Genomic DNA, 17,595 nt, shown 5'->3' on the forward strand with positions numbered 1-17,595 from the left:
AAACAATCCCATACCGAAAATGTCAGGACTTTCCGTTCGTGTGGGCGAGCACCACGACGCTGCGCGGCGGCAATGTCAGGCTTTGCTTGTCGACAATGACTTCCGCATCGATGGACGAGACGAGCACGAGCTCGAAATCAAGGCTTTCTTCGGCTGGAAGCTTCACTTCGACATCTTCACGAAGCCGGTTGAACCAGACGAGAAGCACTTCGCCCTCTTCATGGAGGAACATGCCCAAAACCGAAGAATCCGGGCGATTCCAGTCCTCTTGCGCCATTTCGGCGCCATCGGGACGCAACCACATCACGTCCTTGAAGCCATTCTTTTCTTCGCCGGTCAGGAAACGGTCGCTGCGCAGCGCGGGATGGTTGCGGCGAATTTCGCTCAATGCCGCCACGAAGTTGACAAGGTCTCCGTCTGCGTTTTCCCAATCGAGCCAGGTGATATCGTTGTCCTGGGCATAAGCATTGTTGTTGCCGCCCTGGGTGCGGCCGAATTCATCGCCCGCCGTTAACATAAGTGAACCGTGCGACACGAACAGCGTTGCCAAAAGGGCACGCACATCATTGCGGCGGGCGGTGATGGCCGCCTGATCCTCGGTTGGGCCTTCGGCTCCATTGTTCCAGGAATAATTGGCGTTATGGCCATCGCGGTTGTCTTCGCCATTGGCCTCGTTGTGCTTGTTCTCGTACGACACGAGGTCGGCGAGGGTAAAGCCGTCATGCGCCGCCAGGAAATTGACGCCGGCGGAGGGCTTGCGCCCGTCATGATTGAATTGATCGGCCGATCCGGCGAGCTTGCCCGCCAAGGCCCCGATCATACCATCTTCACCCCTCCAGAATTTGCGGACTTCGTCGCGATAGCGATCGTTCCACTCAAGAAACGGCTCGCCGAAGCTGCCAACGTGATATCCGCCCGGACCGGGATCCCACGGTTCGGCGATCAAAAGGCAATCCTTGAGGATGTCATCGGTCCTCATGCGCTCGAGCAGTTCGGCGTCAGAAGAAAAGCCGTCGCGTGAACGGCCCAGGACCGTGGCAAGATCGAAGCGGAAACCGGCCACCCCGAACTCTGTGACCCAATATCTGAGGCTGTCGATGACCAGGTTCTGAACGGCAGGGTGGTCGCATTGCAGCGTGTTGCCCGTCCCCGAGTCGTTGACCAGATGCAATTCGCCGTCAGCTTCCACATGGCGATAATATGTGCGGGCATCCAGCCCCTTCATGGAGATCACCGGGCCCTGCGAATCGCCTTCGCCGGTGTGATTGTAGACCACATCGAGCACGACGCGGATGCCGGCTTCGCGATAGGTCTCGATCATGTGGCGCAGCGATTGGGGCCCGCGCGGAATGATGCGCGGGTCGGTCGCGAAATAGGTGATCGGATTGTAGCCCCAGACATTGGTGAGACCGAGCGGCGGCAGATGCCCGTCATCCATCCAGCCGGCAATGGGCATGAGTTCGACCACATCGACGCCAATATGTTTGAGGTGATCGATGACGAACCCCGTGGTCATGCCCGCGACCGTGCCGCGAAGCGGCCCCTGCACCGAAGGGTGACGCATGGTGAAGGGGCGGACATTGAGCTCGTAGATAAGGTGCGGACGGTCAGTGTCCTGCTTCCATTCGGGTGCGCGAACGATGTCCTGCACCAAAGCCTTGGGCACCAGCGGCGCCGTGTCGACGCTCTCGGCGCGCGGCAGCCGCAGCTTGGGGCTGCGCACGAAGGTGCGATCGATGCGGCGGGCATAGGGATCGACCAGCAGTTTGTTGGGGTCGAAATAATACCCCTGGGCGGGGTCGTAACGTCCATCGGCCCGCAGGCCGTAGCTGGCGTTGGCGGCAAGTCCATCGACATGGGTGGACCAGACATTGCCCTCGCCCCGGCTCAACTCGATCCTGTCGGTCTCCTCGTCCTGGTCGTCGAAAAGGCAGACCCAGATCTTTTCGGCTGTTTCGGAATAGACACCGAAACTCACACCGGTATCGGTCACCGTTGCTCCGAGGGGAGCCGGCGAGGCAGGCGAGGTGTCTTTGGACATTTGTGGGTAATCCGTCAGGTGATGACTGTGGGCGCATCGCGGCCGGTGCGGGACTTGATCTCGGCAACGGCATCGGCCAGGGCAATCAGGTCGGCAAGCGCTTCCTGGGTATCCCTGTCATGCGTTCCGTCGGCAGGTTCGTACCGTTCGATATAGACGCGTAAAGTCGCGCCAACCGTTCCGGTTCCCGAAAGCCGGAAGACGATGCGCGATCCGTCGGCAAAGCCGATGCGGATTCCCTGACCCGTGGCGGTCGAACCATCCACCGGATCGTTATAGGCAAAGTCATCGGCGAGGATCACCTCGCGGCCACCCAGCCCATTCGCCTCGATCTGCGGCAGCTTGGTGCGCAGATCGGTCATCAAGGCCTTGGCGGCGTCAGCATCTAATTCTTCATAGTCATGGCGCAAATAGTAGTTGCGGCCATGGGTGGCCCAATGGGCGCGCACGATCTCGTCTACGCTCTGCTTGCGCACAGCCACGATGTTGAGCCAGAGCAGCACCGCCCAGAGACCGTCCTTTTCGCGCACATGGTCCGAGCCGGTGCCGGCGCTTTCCTCGCCGCAAATGGTGACGCGCCCAGCATCGAGCAGATTGCCGAAGAACTTCCAGCCCGTCGGCGTCTCGTGCATTTCGATGCCGAGGCGCTGAGCCACACGATCGGCGGCGGCGCTGGTGGGCATGGAACGGGCGATGCCCGCCAGGCCGCGCGAATATCCCGGCGCCAGATGGGCGTTTGCCGCCAGAATGGCCAGCGAATCCGAGGGGGTTACGAACCGGTTGCGGCCGATGATGAGGTTACGGTCCCCGTCCCCGTCCGATGCCGCCCCGAAATCGGGAGCATCGGGGCCCATCAGCAGATCGTGGAGGTCCTTGGCATGGACCAGGTTGGGGTCGGGATGCCCACCGCCGAAATCGGGCAGCGGGGTGGCATTGATGACGGTGCCTTCGGGCGCGCCCAACCGGCCCTCGATGATCGCCTTGGCATAGGGCCCGGTCACCGCATGCATGGCATCGAAACGCATGGAGAAGCCGGAGCGGAACATCTGCGCAATGGCATCGAAATCGAACAGCGTCTCCATCAGCGCCGCGTAATCGGTGACCGGGTCGATCACCTCGACTTCCATGTCCGCGACATCCTGCGTACCAAGGCGGGAGAGGTCGATATCGGGAGTATCGACGGATTTGTACTCAGTGATTTCAAGCGAACGCGCAAACACCGCATCAGTGATCTTTTCGGGCGCCGGACCACCGTTCGAGGCATTGTATTTAATGCCGAAATCGCCATCCGGCCCGCCGGGATTGTGGCTGGCCGAGAGCACGATGCCGCCAAAGGCCTTGTAGTGGCGGATGATATGGGATGCGCCGGGCGTGGACAGGATGCCGCCCTGCCCCACGATCACCTTGCCCAGGCCATTGGCGGCGGCCATGCGGATGGCGATCTGGATCACGGTATCGTTGAAGTAGCGCCCGTCGCCACCGATCACCAGCGTCTGCCCTTCCTTGCCCGGCAGGCTGTCGAACAGCGACTGGATGAAATTTTCCACGTAATTGGGCTGCTGGAAATGCGTGACGCGCTTGCGCAGCCCCGAGGTGCCGGGCTTCTGGTCCGAAAACGGCGTGGTGGCGATGGTTTTGACGGTCACTGCATTATCCCAATATCTTTTGATAAAGTCCGGCATATTTGCTGGCGCTGTTGGCCCAGGAAACGTCGGTCTTCATACCCTTGCGCTGCATGCGTGCCCATATGTCGGGACGCTGATAAAGCGATACGGCACGAGAGATCGCCTCCCCCAGGTTCGGCCCGTCGACCGGCGAAAACTGCAAACCCGTGGCGACACCCGCCTCGACGGCGGCTTCGTTGGCATCGATCACCGTATCGGCAAGCCCGCCGACGCGGGAAACCAGCGGAATGGCGCCATAGCGCAATCCATAAAGCTGGGTCAGCCCGCACGGCTCGAACCGCGAGGGCACCAGAATAACGTCGGCGCCGCCCTGAACCAGATGGGAAAGCGATTCATCATAACCACGAACAAAGCCGATCCGCCCCGGATGGCGTGCCGCCGCAGCGGCCACGGCATCTTCGAGATGGCCATCGCCAGAGCCGAGAATGGCAAGCTTGCCGCCCAACTCGACGATCCAGTCGGCGTTTTCGGCAACCAGATCGATGCCCTTCTGCCAGGTGAGCCGGGACACAAGCCCGAAGATCGGCCCCTGATCGGCCTCGAGACCGAACCGCTCGACCAGGGCCTGGCGATTGAGTTCGCGCTTGCGCGTATTGGCCGGGGCATAGTTGGCGGCAAGTTCGGGGTCGGTCTGCGGGTTCCAGGCCGATATATCGATGCCGTTGAGAATTCCGTAGAGGTCGTGGCCCCGTTCGTTGAGCAGCCCGTCCAATCCCATGCCGAATTCGGGCGAGCGGATTTCCCGCGCATAGGTGGGGCTGACCGTGGTGATGGCATGGGCGCAGCGCAAGCCGCCCTTCAGAAACCCAACCCCGCCGTAATATTCGACGCCCGTCATCGCGAAGGCTTCGTCGGGTAGCCTGAGATGGGGAAAGATCTCTGCGCCGAACTGCCCCTGGAAGGCGATGTTGTGGATGGTGAGCACCACCTTGGTGCGCGTGTCCCGGCCAAAGGCGACATAGGCAGCCGCCATCCCCGCCTGCCAGTCGTGAGCGTGAATGATGGCCGGGCGATAACCTTCCACCAACCCCTTGGCAAGCTGGGCCGCAACCCAGGACAGGGCCGCGAAACGCTGCCAATTGTCGGGCCAATCAAGGCCGGACTGATCGACATAGATGCCGCCGGATCGATCATAAAGATGGGGGGCATCGAGGACGATAAGATCGAGGCCCGCCACGCGCGCCGCGATAAGGGCCGCCGGTCCACCGAAAAGATCGTCGAAATTGGCCACGGTGCGCCCGCGCTTGATCGAGCCGACAATTTGCGGATAGCCGGGAACCAGCGTGCGCATGGCGATGTCGTGCTCGGCCAGTGCGGCCGGCAGAGCGCCGGCCACATCGGCCAGCCCGCCGGTCTTGACCAGGGGGTAGATTTCCGAGGCGACGGAAAGGACGTCCATCATTTGGAGGCGAGATAGCGGTTGATCATGGGCTGGGTGATGAGGGTGACGCCATTGGCCGTCCGGTTGAACCATCTGGCGTCGAATTCGGGATCTTCGCCCACGACCAGACCTTCGGGAATCTCCACACGGGCATCGACCACGACCTTGTTGAGCCTGACGCCGCGCCCGATGGTGCAGTGCGGCAGGATCACCGCTTCGTGCAGCTCGGAATAGGAATTCACCCGTGCGCCGGTCGAAAGCAGCGTGCGGCGGAGCTGGGCGCCCGAGACGATGCAATCGCCCGAAACCAGCGACGAGATGGCCTGGCCTCGCCTGCCCTCGATATCGTGGACGAACTTGGCCGGCGGGGTGATCTCGGCATGGGTCCAGATCGGCCATTCACGGTCGTAAAGGTCGAGCTGGGGTGTGATGTCGGTGAGGTCGACATTGGCCTCCCAATAGGCATCGATGGTGCCGACATCCCTCCAATAGGAGACTTCCTCATGCTCGGAGCGCACGCAGGAGCGCGGGAAGCGGTGTGCCCAGGCAGTGCCGTTCTTGACGATATAGGGGATGATGTCCTTGCCGAAATCCCGGCTCGAGCCTTCGGTGGCCGCGTCGCGGCGCAACTGGTCCATGAGGAACTTGGTTTCAAAGACGTAGATGCCCATCGACGCGAGCGAAATCCCCGGCTTGTCCGGGATCGAAGGCGGCTCCTTGGGCTTTTCCATGAATTCGACGATGCGGTCGCGCCCGTCCACATGCATCACGCCGAAGGCCGACGCCTCGCTCGAGGGCACTTCCAGGCATCCCACCGTCACGTCCGCGCCGGTATCCACGTGCTGGCGCAGCATGATCTCGTAGTCCATCTTGTAGACATGGTCGCCGGCAAGGACGACGATATATTTGGCGCCCTGATCCTCGATGATGTCCATGTTCTGATAGACCGCATCCGCCGTGCCGGCATACCACATGTCTTCCTTGACGCGCTGGCTCGCGGGCAGGATGTCGAAGCTTTCGTTACGCTCGGTGCGCAGGAAGTTCCAGCCGCGCTGCAGGTGTCGGATCAGGCTATGGGCCTGGTATTGGGTGGCCACCGACAGCCGGCGGATGCCGGAATTGATGGCGTTCGAGAGCGCAAAATCTATGATGCGCGATTTGCCGCCGAAATAGACCGCCGGCTTGGCGCGCCGGTCCGTCAATTCCATGAGGCGCGTTCCCCGACCACCGGCCAGGACATAGGCCATGGCGTCACGCGCGAGCGGTGCCGGGTTCTTACGGTCGACCATGTTCCTCTCCTTTGTACCCGTCCGGTTGGTCTTCCGGTCGGTGATTTATTGTTTTCGATCGCCCTATCCCGGCTCGAATTGCAGGATCAGGGTCGAGAGCGGCGGCAGAACGATCTCCGCGGTGGCGGGATAACCAAATTCATTGCCCGTCGTTGCGTTTACAACACCCTGATTGCCGATATTTGAACCTGCATACCAGCTCGCATCGGTGTTGATGCGCTCGATCCAGCGGCCGGCGGCCGGCATGGGCAGACGATATTTTTCGCGCGGCACGGGAGTGAGATTGGTGATGACCACGACCGGCTCGGCGTCGGGCGCCTTGCGCACCCAGGCCAATATGGAATTGGCCTGATCGCTCGCGATGATCCATTCGAACCCCTCGGGCTCGCAATCGCGCGCGTGGAGCGCGGGAAGCTCGCGGTATACGGCATTGAGATCGGCCACAAGGCGCCTGATCCCCTCATGCGCCGGCGCGTCGAGAAGCCACCAGTCGAGCGCATGAGCCTCGTTCCACTCCTCGCGCTGGGCGAATTCCTGGCCCATGAACAGCAGCTTCTTGCCCGGATAGCCCCACATGAAGGCGTAATAGGCCCGCAAGTTTGCAAATTTCTGCCAGTCGTCGCCCGGCATCTTCGAGAGCAGCGAGCGCTTGCCGTGCACCACCTCGTCATGACTGAGCGGCAGGACGAAATTCTCCGAGAAGGCGTAGAGCAGCCCGAAGGTGAGGTCGTTGTGATGGAAGCGCCGGTGGATGGGGTCGCGGCGCATGTAGCGCAGCGTGTCGTTCATGAAGCCCATGTTCCACTTGAACCCGAAGCCGAGGCCCTTGGCATAGGTCGGAGCGGTCACCCCGCTCCAGCTCGTCGATTCCTCGGCCATTGTGAAGGTTCCCGGATGCTGGCCGTAGGTTTCGGCATTGACCCGCTGGAGGAAAGCGATCGCTTCGATGTTCTCGTTGCCGCCGTGCTGGTTGGGCACCCACTGGCCCGGCTGGCGGGAATAGTCGAGGTAAAGCATCGACGCCACCGCATCGACCCGCAGGCCATCGATATGGAACTTTTCCAGCCAATAGAGCGCGTTATTGGTGAGAAAGCTCGAAACCTCCTTGCGACCGAAATTGTAGATCGCCGTGTTCCAGTCCGGGTGATAGCCCTGGCGCGGATCGTCATGTTCATAGAGCGCGGTGCCGTCGAACTTGGCGAGCCCGTGTTCGTCGGTGGGGAAATGGGCCGGAACCCAATCCATGATGACCCCCAGCCCCGCCGCATGGGCCGCATCGACGAAGCGGGCAAACCCGGCCGGATCGCCGAAACGGGCGGTGGGCGCATAAAGCCCGGTCGGCTGATAGCCCCAGCTCGGATCGTAGGGGTGCTCGGTCACGGGCAGAAGCTCGAGATGGGTAAAGCCCATATCGGCAGCATAGGGCACGAGCTGCTCGGCGAGCTGATCGTAGCTCAGAAACCCGCCATCGGGCCGCTTGCGCCACGAGCCCAGATGCACTTCATAGACGCTCATGGGCTCGCGCCGGTGATCGCGCGATTTGCGCGCTTCCATATAGTCGGCGTCGGTCCAGGTGAATGGCGTGGGATCGGCAACGACCGATGCCGTCTTGGGGCGCAGCTCCGATTGCTGGGCATAAGGGTCGGCCTTGAGCGGCAGCAGGTTTCCGTCCCTGCCGATGATCTCGTATTTATACTGCGCGCCGGGCTGGGCCGCCGGGATGAAGATTTCCCAGATACCGGTTTCCATCCGCCGGCGCATGGGGTGGCGGCGTCCGTCCCATTCGTTGAACGAGCCGGTGACCGACACCCGCCGCGCATTGGGAGCCCAAACGGCGAAATGCGTGCCCTGGACGCCTTCGAATTCCATGAAATGAGCGCCCAGCTTGTCGAACAGACGCAGGTGCGAGCCTTCCCCGATATAGTAATCGTCCATTGGCCCGAGCACCGGACCAAAGGAATAGGGATCGATCACCTCCCATTCACCGCCGGCATTGGCGGCACGGTAGACAAGCGGCTGGCGCCGGTCGATATCGACCACGCCCTCGAAAAAGCCCGCCGCGTCGCGGTTTTCGAGCGTCCCGGCGGCCTTGCCGCTCAGCGTGCGCGCCTCCAGCGTCTCGGCATAGGGGATAAAGGTCCGGGCGACCCACGCTCCTTCGACCTCATGCAGACCCAGTATCCCGAAAGGGTCGTCGTGCTGACCACCAACAATTCGGGCGATCTGCTGCGGGTCGGTGTGCCAACCGGACGTCTTCTTTGCCAAATTAACTTCTCCCCCGTTGATGCTGGCGCATCTGTTGTAATGAAACCCGCCAGAGCCGCCGGTGTTCCGCGCATGTCGCCATCATGCGATCACGTATGCGAGGCTCCCCAGATCTGGTCGGCATATTCGCGGATCGTGCGATCCGAGGAAAACCACGCCATGCGCGCCGTGTTCCTGATCGCCATGGCATTCCACACCCGCCGATCGCTCCAATAGCCGTCGACCTGGCGCTGGGCGGCGCAGTAGGCGTAGAAATCGCGCGCCACCATGAACCAGTCGTGATCGTAGAGCCCGTCCATGAGATGACGATACCGCCCGCGATCGTCGGGCGAAAACACGCCCGACCCGATCGCCTCGATCACTTCGCGAAGCGCCGGGCTGGCTTCGATCAGCTCGCGCGGCGAGCGGTTCTGGCTGCGGATGTCGTTGACCTCGTCGGCGGTGAGCCCGAAGATCACGATGTTCTCCGGCCCCAGCCGTTCGCGCATTTCCACATTCGCGCCATCCATCGTGCCGATGGTGATGGCGCCATTGAGCGCGAACTTCATGTTGCCGGTGCCCGACGCTTCCATGCCAGCCGTCGAAATCTGCTCGGAAAGATCGGCCGCCGGAATGATCGTCTCGGCCAGCGACACGTTGTAATTGGGCAGGAAGACGACCTTCAAAAGCCCCCGCACCGCCGGGTCGTTGTTGATGACCTTGGCGACATCGTTGATGAGCTTGATGATCAGCTTGGCGTTCCAGTAGCTCGGCGCCGCCTTGCCGGCGAAAACCTTGACCCGCGGCACCCAGCGCCGTTCGGGATGGGCGCGGATCTGGTTATACTGCGCGACCGCCTCCATGATGTTGAGAAGCTGGCGTTTGTACTCATGGATGCGCTTGATCTGGATATCGAAAAGGGCATCGGGCGACACCGAAATTCCCATCCGCTCCTTGATCAGCGACGCGAGCCGCTCCTTGTTCTTGCGCTTGACCGCGGCGAACTGGTCCTGGAACGATTTGTCTTCAGCATGCGCATCGAGCTTGATCACCTGCTCGATGTCATCGCGGAAATCGCCCCCGATCCGGTCCGCGATCAATCGCGTCAGGCCAGGGTTGCACTGCATCAGCCAGCGGCGCGGCGTCACCCCGTTGGTCTTGTTGTTGATCCGCTCGGGGTAGAGTTTGTGGAGATCGGCAAAGACGGTCTGCTTCATAAGCTCGGTATGAAGCGCCGAAACGCCATTGATCGAATGCGAGCCCACAAAGGCAAGCTGACCCATGCGCAGGCGCCGGCCACCATTCTCGTCGATCAGCGAGATCGCGGCGATGCGGCTGTCTTCGAGGCCCTTTTCACGCGCTTCTTCCAGCACCATGGCATTGATGGCGTAGGCGATCTGCATCTGGCGCGGCAGAAGGCGTTCGAGCAGCGCCACCGGCCAGGTTTCCAGGGCTTCGGGCAACAGCGTGTGATTGGTGTAGGCGAAGGTCCGCCGGGTGAGGTTCCACGCCTGATCCCACCCCAGCCCCTGCACATCCATCAGGATGCGCATCATCTCGGCGATCGAAATTGCCGGATGGGTATCGTTGAGCTGGATGGCGACCTTGTCGGGAAGCGAACCCAGATCGCCATATTGCTGAAGATGGCGCCGCACGATGTCCTGCAGCGAGGCCGAGGAGAAGAAAAACTCCTGCCGCAGGCGCAGCTCCTGGCCGGCCGGGTTGGAATCGGCGGGATAGAGCACGCGGGTGATGGCGCCCGCCTTGGCGCTTTCTTCCAATGCGCCGATATGGTCGCCCGAATTGAACCGGTCGAGCAGGATCGGGTCGATAGGCTGCGCGCTCCAGAGGCGCAGCGTATTGACGCGCGCCCCGCGCCAGCCCACCACCGGCGTATCGAAAGCGACGGCGTTGAGATGCTCGGCGGGATGCCAGACCTGCCGCACGCTGCCATCGGGCTGCTGCACCGGTTCCACATATCCGCCGAAACCGATCTCATAGGAGCTTTCGCGGCGCTCGAACTCCCAGGGATTGCCGTGGGCGAGCCAGTTTTCCGGCAGCTCGACCTGCCAGCCGTCGCTCATTTCCTGGCGGAACAGCCCGTGGACATAGCGAATGCCATAGCCATGGGCAGGCACATTGAGCGTCGACATCGATTCCAGGAAACAGGCCGCGAGGCGCCCAAGTCCGCCATTACCCAGCGCCGCATCGGGCTCGCGCTCGATCAGCTCGTCGATATCCACATTGAAAGAGGCGAGCGCTTCGCGCACCGCGTCCATCATCCCCAGATTGGAGATGGCATCGCGCATCAGCCGCCCGATCAGGAATTCGAGGCTGAGGTAGTACACCCGCTTTTTCGAGGTGCGCCAGGTGTCGCGGCTGGATTCCATCCACTGATCGATGATCCGGTCCCGCACCGTGAGAATGGTGGCGGTGAGCCAGTCGGTATTACGCGCGACGATCGGGTCCTTGCCGACCGAATAGGTCAGCTTCTCCAGAATTTCGTTGCGCAGGGTTTCCGGATCAGTGGCACGAGGCTGAGGCGTGGGAGCGTCGTAAACGATCGGTTTTTGCGGCATGTCGCAACCCATGGTTCATGTCTGTTCCTCCCCTCAGAGAAGCGGAGTGTTGCACGAGCGTCGGCCGCTTTCCAGCCTTTACGAGGAATGGGGAGCATGCACCCCCAGTATGAAGAAACAAAAAAATGCAAAGGCGGGGAACCTCGCGCTCGCCACCACGTTTTATATGCAGCCGATGGAGGCGCCCCTACCTTCATCGTGCCAAGCCCTGACCCTAAAGAGGATTGCTGCCCGGCGATCCTCTTTTTTTATGGCGCACCGGAACCAAAGTACGCCCCCCGCATTTAACGGCCATGCGAAGCGTTTCCCCCAAGCGTTTCGCTACAGAAAGGTCGGATATGCCCACGGCATTCCGGCCTTTCCTTATTCCGGAGTGTCCTCAGGTAATGTGAGCGCCGTCTATGCGCAGCGTGTAATCGACGCCGCGCGGGCTCACAGCCAGTTCGCCCGTGCCGTCGACGGCCAGCGGAACGACGCTTTCAAGAAACTTGCGCGTCAAGGGCTCGACCTGCTCGGCCGCATGGCTGTTGCCCACCCGCTCGTTCCAGGTGACCACAAGATTGCGTCCGCCATCGCTGCGAGGGTGAAGGCTGAAGCCCACCTGTATGGACCCGCTCTCAGGAGACAATTGTCCATTGCGCACCGCGTTGGCGGCAAGTTCGTGGATGGCGAGGCCGAGATAGAGCGCGGCATTGGGAGACACGACGAGATCGTCTCCGCTCAGTTCCACGGGCAAGGCATTGTCGCGGTGAAACAGCGCGATCTGGCGCGAAATGAGATCGCTCAAAAGGGCCCCCTGCCAATCACGGTCGGTGACCAGATCCTGCGCCCGGGCGATGGCCTGCAGCCGGCCGGAAAAGGCGGTGACGAAGGCGGGAATGGAGGCCGAGCTGCGAGCCGTCTGCGAGGCCAGCGAAAGCACGATGGCTAGAAGATTGCGCGAACGGTGGCTTACCTCGCGCAGCAGGTTCTTGAGCTGAACTTCGCGCCGCTTTTGGGCGCTGATATCGATGATGGTGGAATAGACCCCCATCGCCGATCCGCTGGAATCGATATCGGGATCGACCCAGATATCGTACCAGCGCACCTCTCCTCCGATATTGACGGGCAATTCGAAGCGCTGCGGGTCCCGCGTTTCAATGACATGCAGTTTGGTTGCGCGCAGCCGTTCGGCCGCTAGGCGAGGCAGGAAATCGGCGTCGGAATGGCCCAGGACATCAACGGCTTCGATGCCGCGCGGCAGGTTTTCCACCCACTCATAGAGCAGGTCCCGGTTCTGGTAGCTCAGGGAAACGGGCGTGCGGCTCAGCGCGCGCATGGCGAATGCAAGGCGGCGGGAGCCTTCAAGATTGCCCCCGCCCGACTTTCCGTTTTCCTGACCCTTCATAGGTGACGCATGATTATCTGTGTGTTTCACGAGTCCTGCTCGAACTGCGCAATTGCGGTTCCATAGCCTCAATGCAAGGGACCCTATTCAGCGTGCCCTCCGCGCGAGGCCCATGACCAGACCAATAACCATTGCGATGAGAAAAACAAAGAATAGAATCTGCGCGATGGACGACGCCGCCCCTGCTATTCCGCCGAATCCGAGGATTCCGGCAATAATGGCGATGACCAGAAATGCAAGTGCCCATCCTAGCATGGCGCGAACTCCCGTAAGTACTTGATCAAAAGGGAGAACGACCCCGGAGCGGCGGCGGTTCCGATGCAGTATCGATTTATGCCGCCTGCTCCATCTGCTCGGAGAAGAACAACACCTGGCTGACCAGGGCCTTGACCATGTCGGGCTGGAAAGGCTTGGTGACGAGGAAGGCAGGTTCCGGGCGTTCGCCCGTGAGAAGCCGCTCGGGGAACGCCGTGATGAAGATCACCGGAACGCTGGCCGAGCGCAGCATGTCGTTGACCGCATCAATGCCCGAGCTGCCATCGGCAAGCTGGATATCTGCGAGCACCAGGCCGGGACGGCGCTGGTTGAAGAGTTCGATGGCTTCCTTGTGCGTCCGTGCCACACCTGTCACCGTATGGCCGAGCGATTCAACCATCTGCTCGATGTCCATGGCAATCAGCGGCTCGTCTTCGATGATGAGGACGCTGGTGGCGACCTGCTGGGCCATCTCCACCGAAGCGGTTTCGATCAGTTCGGCGAATTCGGCTTCGCCTACCCCAAGAATTTCCGCGCCTTCCTCGTTGGAAAAGCGCTCGACAGCAATGAGAAGGAAGGCCTGGCGCGGCAGCGGCGCGATGGCCCGAAGGCTGCGGCGCGCCTGTTCTTCCCAGGCATCGGCTGCCGGAGGCAACTCGCTGAGGTTAATGTCTACGGAACGCCAAAGCTGGGAAAAGACTTTGTAAAGAGCGACCTTGGAGTCGAGATTGGTCGGAAAAATGGATCGATCCGCAACGAGCGCTTCGAGCGTGGCTGAAACATAGGCATCGCCGCTGGATTGGCTTCCGGTCAATGAGCGCGCAAAACGTCTCAGATAAGGAATGTGCGGCGCAATTAACTCAGCAAGATTCATAGGTAGGCTCCCTCGCATAGTCGCCTGACAGAACGCGCAGGCAACGACAATCGCCGGTTAACGGCACCTTACGCAAAAAGTTCCCCGCCCACTGGAACTTTTTTTGCTGCCTGACGTTTCCGGGGCCAATGACTTCTGACGCTTTGTGGGGTAAAACGTGACGCAACTCAGCAGTAAAGATATGGCCAGGGATCAGGAAGACGACGCGCCCGAAACGTCCAAGCCCAGCCTCAGTGCGGATTCGCAGGCCTTCATCGGCCTGAAGCTGCGTGAGCTCTACGACGACGTCGTCGCCGAGCCCGTGCCGGATCGTCTTCTGGAGTTGCTTGGCAAGCTCGGAGAAGACGAAGACAAATCGAAGTCGAAATAAGGAGCGGAAAATGGCTGAGTACGATTTCCGCGCCGAACTTCTCGCTGTCATCCCTAATCTGCGTGCCTTCGCCATGTCTCTGGTCGGCGCGGCCGATAAGGCTGACGACCTGGTTCAGGAAACGCTGGTCCGCGCCTGGGACAAGCGCTCGTCCTTCACCCCGGGCACCAACCTCAAAGGCTGGCTCTTCACCATTCTGCGCAATGAATTCTATAGCCAGATGCGAAAGCGCAAGCGTGAGGTTGCCGATCCCGAAGGGGCAATGGCCGAACGGCTTTCGAGCCATCCCGAGCAGGTCGGCAAGCTGGACATGGAAGACTTCAAGAAGGCGGTCAACCAGCTCCCCGAAGACCAGCGCGAAGCTCTGATCCTGGTTGGCGCGTCCGGCTTTTCCTACGAGGAAGCGGCCGAAATCTGTGATTGCGCGGTGGGCACCATCAAGAGCCGCGTGAGCCGCGCCCGCACCCAGCTCGCCACGATCCTCAAGCTCGAGGGCGATGGCGAATTCGGTCCCGACGCGGTGGCGGTGGGCGTTATGAACCTCACCTCCTCCAGCGCCGCCTGACCGCATCTGATATGGAAGAAATCGAAAGGTTCCGGGGCTATGGCTCCGGAACTTCTTTTTTTGCTTTACGTTAGGGTACGGGTTCAACGCAAACATGGGAGGCCATTCAATGGCCCGCGCCGCATCATCCACTGCCCGTACCACCTCCGAAACCGAAAAGCTCTCCGACCAGATCAAGGATGCTCGAGATCCGGCCAAGGATCTCGACGCCGAAATCGCTGCGCTACGCGAGGACGTGGCGGCGATAACCGCGACGCTGGGCGATATCGTCAAATACCGGACCAACGAAGCCAAGTCCGAAGCGCGTCGGATTCGCCGGCGCGTCGAAAAACAGGGCGAAGAAGCGATCGAAACCGTTCAGGACAGCTTTGAGTCTGCCGAAAGCGAACTCAAGTCGATCATCCGCGAAAAGCCGATTTCCTCGGTGCTGGTCGCTGCCGGCATCGGATACGTCCTTTCGAAGATCCTTTAGGAGCAGCGCCATGGCGCTGACCGCACCTTTTGCCGCGGCGGCAAACCGGGCAAGCACCGCTGTTCGTTCGGTGGGACAGTCCGTGGTTCTTTATGCCGCAATCGTCCTGGTCGGCCTGACGGGGGCGGGCTTTCTCGTGGCGGCCCTCTATATCTGGCTGGCCCAAGTGACCAGCACCCTGGCGGCGGCCCTGCTGATGGGCGCCGGGTTCCTCGCCATTGCCGGCATCGCGCTGGCGATCGCCATCGGCCGGGGCCGCAAGAAAAAGCGCGAGAACCAGCGAGCGGCGGCCAACACGGCCCTGCTCGCCTCATCGGTCTCGCTTGCGACCACGGCCATCCGCATCGTGTCTCGCGTCCGTGGACCGCTCCTTCTTCCAGCCATCGCGGCCCTGGCGGCAGGCTGGTATCTCAGCACGACAGGCCACGACGACGAAGACGAGTGAGAAAAAGCCACCTCGTTACACAGATGTGGGGCCGATCCCAAAGGATCGGCCCCATTCTCGTGACGGCGCCCTGCTCAGTGTTCGTGGGCAAGGGAGTTGAGTTCGAGAAGCTTCTCGAGTTCAAGATCGGCATCCCTCAGCACCCCCCTGTCCTCGGGAGCGGCATGATGCTCCTTCATGCTCTTGAGCAATTCGATCTTGCGTGCGTTCGACAAGGTCGGGTCATTGGCAATCTCGCTGGGGGTGCGGGCGATGGCACCGGCATCGAAATAGACGGATACGTTCTTGTCCTCGCTCATGGCATCTCTCCTTTAAAGAGCAATGCCCACCGCATCGTCCGCGTTCCGCAGCGTAACGCAGAGAGTGGCGCCCATGACAAAAGGGCCGGCTTGGATGCCGGCCCTTTCATCGATGGTCTGAAAACGTCTTATTCGACGATCAGCGTGTTTTCTTCCGGCGAGGTGGTATAGGCCTCCTCGTTGTATTCGGGAGCCGCCTCGAGCTGCTCGGCGGTCAGTGAAGTGCGGAGCAGCAAGCCGCCGTTTTCATCCCGCAGGAACGAAAGGTTGTCGAAGGACACGGCAACCGGCTTGGTGCCAATGCCCAGGAAGCCGCCAAAGTCGATAATCACGGCTTCAACCTGGCCGTCCTCGGAGAGCAGGATATCCCCGATCGAGCCGATCTCCTCGTCGCCCGCGCCATAGACGGCAGTGCCGGTGAGTTCGTCGGCCGAAATATCGGCAGCAGCGACCTGCTCGAAGCTGTCGAAGTCCATGGCCGGCGCCGCAGCGGCATCGTCGGCCGGGGCTTCCTCGGTCGCAGCGGCATCATCGGCCGGGGCTTCCTCGGTCGCGGCGGCATCATCCGCCGGAGCTTCTTCGGTCGCGGCGGCGGCGGCAGCACCAGCGGCAGCGCCACCAGCAGCACCGGCAGCGGCGGCATCAGCCGCGTCATCAGCCGGGGCTTCCTCGGTCGCGATGGCATCATCGGCCGGTGCTTCCTCAGCGGCAGCGGCGTCATCGGCCGGAGCTTCCTCGGTCGCGGCGGCATCGTCGGCCGGGGCTTCCTCAGTCGCAGCAGCGTCATCAGCCGGCGCTTCCTCGGCAGGAGCCATGGCATCACCAGCGGGAGCGGCGGGTGCCATCGCGTCGCCGGCGGGAGCCGCAGGGGCCATCGCGTCACCAGCCGGAGCGGCCGGGGCCATTGCATCGCCGGCGGGAGCAGCAGCATCGGCATTGTTGGATTCGCTGGCGAGCCATTCTTCGCGGTTGAATTCGGCGGCCGCCTCGAGCTGCTCGCGGGTCATGGCAGCGACAAGACGGTTGTTGCCGTCCATATCCTGGGCAAGCTCAAGCTCATCCCAATTGATGGCGACGTTCTTCTGACCGATGCCGAGGAAACCGCCGACGCCGACCACGACGGCACCGATTTCGCCATTCTGGTCGAGGACGAAGTCGTTGACATCGCCGATAGCTTCGGCGTCATCGCCGGTGGAATTATAGATGGTTTCGCCAATAATTTCGGTTGCCAGCCAGCCATCGGCGTTGATGCCGGTTTCCTCAGCCGTCACCAACTCCTGCTCGGGAGCCTCGGCAGGGGCGGCAGCCGGGGTTTCCATCATCGGGTCTGCAGGGGCCATGGCCGGATCGGCCGGGGCCATTTCCTGAGCATACGCGCCGCCGGTGACGACCAAGGCCAGCGCGGTCGAGGCAAGAAGCTTGCGATACATAAGGTTTCTCCTGAAATCGCTTGTTTCAAGTTCTCAGGCCAGAACCGCGATGCAAAACCTCTGCACCGATCGGCACTCCGGCCGTCATGGCCTGAGAACGCCACCTTGTCTGCTTGGTTCCGCTGGAGAAACGAAAATCCCCAGAATCCGGGGCTTCGGAACGTTATCGGGCCTTTGGCCGTTTCTTAAGACTGTGCCTTCGCACCGCACCGGCTGAAAATGTGTCAGCAATGCCACCGCGTCGGCACGTTTGCGCCTTTGAGCCGGCACATTCGGAAA

The 17,595-nt window shown here is 61.6% G+C and carries 15 protein-coding genes; 4 read left to right on the top strand and 11 right to left on the bottom strand.

The window, feature by feature from the left end:
* Positions 1 to 22: 22 nt before the first annotated feature.
* From glgX to NO932_RS13150, 9 genes are all read right to left on the bottom strand, one after another.
* A complete protein-coding gene (gene glgX, locus NO932_RS13110; protein WP_309207750.1) occupies positions 23 to 2,041 on the bottom strand; it encodes a glycogen debranching protein GlgX in 2,019 nt (672 codons plus the stop codon).
* Between the two features lie 14 nt (positions 2,042 to 2,055).
* On the bottom strand, positions 2,056 to 3,687 hold the full coding sequence (locus NO932_RS13115; RefSeq protein WP_309207751.1) for an alpha-D-glucose phosphate-specific phosphoglucomutase: 1,632 nt from the start codon (positions 3,685 to 3,687) through the stop codon (positions 2,056 to 2,058).
* A gap of 4 nt (positions 3,688 to 3,691) precedes the next feature.
* The gene (gene glgA, locus NO932_RS13120; protein ID WP_309211042.1) at positions 3,692 to 5,125 is read right to left on the bottom strand and encodes a glycogen synthase GlgA; all 1,434 of its coding nucleotides are present in this window, start codon (positions 5,123 to 5,125) and stop codon (positions 3,692 to 3,694) included.
* A complete protein-coding gene (glgC, locus tag NO932_RS13125; protein ID WP_309207752.1) occupies positions 5,125 to 6,396 on the bottom strand; it encodes a glucose-1-phosphate adenylyltransferase in 1,272 nt (423 codons plus the stop codon). The genes glgA and glgC overlap by 1 nt, the downstream gene beginning before the upstream one ends.
* A 63-nt stretch (positions 6,397 to 6,459) precedes the next feature.
* Positions 6,460 to 8,661 carry a 1,4-alpha-glucan branching protein GlgB gene (glgB, locus tag NO932_RS13130; protein ID WP_309207753.1) on the bottom strand — a complete coding sequence of 734 codons (2,202 nt, stop codon included), beginning with the start codon at positions 8,659 to 8,661 and terminating at the stop codon, positions 6,460 to 6,462.
* A gap of 89 nt (positions 8,662 to 8,750) precedes the next feature.
* Entirely contained in the window at positions 8,751 to 11,219 is a 2,469-nt protein-coding gene (locus NO932_RS13135; protein WP_309207754.1) for a glycogen/starch/alpha-glucan phosphorylase, read from the bottom strand.
* 379 nt (positions 11,220 to 11,598) lie between these two features.
* The gene (locus tag NO932_RS13140) at positions 11,599 to 12,606 is read right to left on the bottom strand and encodes an HWE histidine kinase domain-containing protein (protein ID WP_309207755.1); all 1,008 of its coding nucleotides are present in this window, start codon (positions 12,604 to 12,606) and stop codon (positions 11,599 to 11,601) included.
* A gap of 87 nt (positions 12,607 to 12,693) precedes the next feature.
* A complete protein-coding gene (locus NO932_RS13145; protein ID WP_309160536.1) occupies positions 12,694 to 12,861 on the bottom strand; it encodes a DUF1328 domain-containing protein in 168 nt (55 codons plus the stop codon).
* Between the two features lie 76 nt (positions 12,862 to 12,937).
* Entirely contained in the window at positions 12,938 to 13,735 is a 798-nt protein-coding gene (locus tag NO932_RS13150; RefSeq protein WP_309207756.1) for a response regulator, read from the bottom strand.
* 157 nt (positions 13,736 to 13,892) lie between these two features.
* Between NO932_RS13150 and NO932_RS13155 the strand changes: the two genes are divergently transcribed.
* From NO932_RS13155 to NO932_RS13170, 4 genes are all read left to right on the top strand, one after another.
* Positions 13,893 to 14,105 (top strand): NepR family anti-sigma factor, encoded by a 213-nt coding sequence (locus NO932_RS13155; RefSeq protein WP_309160534.1) that lies wholly within the window; start codon positions 13,893 to 13,895, stop codon positions 14,103 to 14,105.
* Positions 14,106 to 14,115: 10 nt separating this feature from the next.
* Positions 14,116 to 14,670 (top strand): sigma-70 family RNA polymerase sigma factor, encoded by a 555-nt coding sequence (locus tag NO932_RS13160; protein ID WP_309160533.1) that lies wholly within the window; start codon positions 14,116 to 14,118, stop codon positions 14,668 to 14,670.
* Between the two features lie 109 nt (positions 14,671 to 14,779).
* Entirely contained in the window at positions 14,780 to 15,142 is a 363-nt protein-coding gene (locus tag NO932_RS13165) for a hypothetical protein (RefSeq protein ID WP_309207757.1), read from the top strand.
* 10 nt (positions 15,143 to 15,152) lie between these two features.
* Complete coding sequence (locus tag NO932_RS13170; protein ID WP_309207758.1) at positions 15,153 to 15,587, top strand: hypothetical protein; 435 nt, start codon at positions 15,153 to 15,155, stop codon at positions 15,585 to 15,587.
* Between the two features lie 74 nt (positions 15,588 to 15,661).
* On the opposite strand, the gene NO932_RS13175 is transcribed toward NO932_RS13170, so the two are convergent.
* Together NO932_RS13175 and NO932_RS13180 are read right to left on the bottom strand one after the other, a co-directional pair.
* Positions 15,662 to 15,886, bottom strand: coding sequence for a hypothetical protein (locus NO932_RS13175; protein ID WP_309207759.1), 225 nt, complete (start codon positions 15,884 to 15,886; stop codon positions 15,662 to 15,664).
* Between the two features lie 128 nt (positions 15,887 to 16,014).
* Positions 16,015 to 17,316, bottom strand: coding sequence for a PRC-barrel domain-containing protein (locus NO932_RS13180; RefSeq protein WP_309207760.1), 1,302 nt, complete (start codon positions 17,314 to 17,316; stop codon positions 16,015 to 16,017).
* Between the last annotated feature and the right edge of the window lie 279 nt (positions 17,317 to 17,595).

Origin of the sequence: Pelagibacterium sp. 26DY04, from assembly GCF_031202305.1 — a bacterium.
GTDB lineage: Bacteria > Pseudomonadota > Alphaproteobacteria > Rhizobiales > Devosiaceae > Pelagibacterium.

Coding starts and splice junctions, on each gene's coding strand:
- glgX (WP_309207750.1), bottom strand. CDS start 2,041: ATGTCCAAAGACACCTCGCCTGCCTCGCCGGCTCCCCTCGGAGCAACG.
- glgA (WP_309211042.1), bottom strand. CDS start 5,125: ATGGACGTCCTTTCCGTCGCCTCGGAAATCTACCCCCTGGTCAAGACC.
- glgC (WP_309207752.1), bottom strand. CDS start 6,396: ATGGTCGACCGTAAGAACCCGGCACCGCTCGCGCGTGACGCCATGGCC.
- NO932_RS13135 (WP_309207754.1), bottom strand. CDS start 11,219: ATGCCGCAAAAACCGATCGTTTACGACGCTCCCACGCCTCAGCCTCGT.
- NO932_RS13140 (WP_309207755.1), bottom strand. CDS start 12,606: ATGAAGGGTCAGGAAAACGGAAAGTCGGGCGGGGGCAATCTTGAAGGC.
- NO932_RS13145 (WP_309160536.1), bottom strand. CDS start 12,861: ATGCTAGGATGGGCACTTGCATTTCTGGTCATCGCCATTATTGCCGGA.
- NO932_RS13150 (WP_309207756.1), bottom strand. CDS start 13,735: ATGAATCTTGCTGAGTTAATTGCGCCGCACATTCCTTATCTGAGACGT.
- NO932_RS13160 (WP_309160533.1), top strand. CDS start 14,116: ATGGCTGAGTACGATTTCCGCGCCGAACTTCTCGCTGTCATCCCTAAT.
- NO932_RS13165 (WP_309207757.1), top strand. CDS start 14,780: ATGGCCCGCGCCGCATCATCCACTGCCCGTACCACCTCCGAAACCGAA.
- NO932_RS13170 (WP_309207758.1), top strand. CDS start 15,153: ATGGCGCTGACCGCACCTTTTGCCGCGGCGGCAAACCGGGCAAGCACC.
- NO932_RS13175 (WP_309207759.1), bottom strand. CDS start 15,886: ATGAGCGAGGACAAGAACGTATCCGTCTATTTCGATGCCGGTGCCATC.
- NO932_RS13180 (WP_309207760.1), bottom strand. CDS start 17,316: ATGTATCGCAAGCTTCTTGCCTCGACCGCGCTGGCCTTGGTCGTCACC.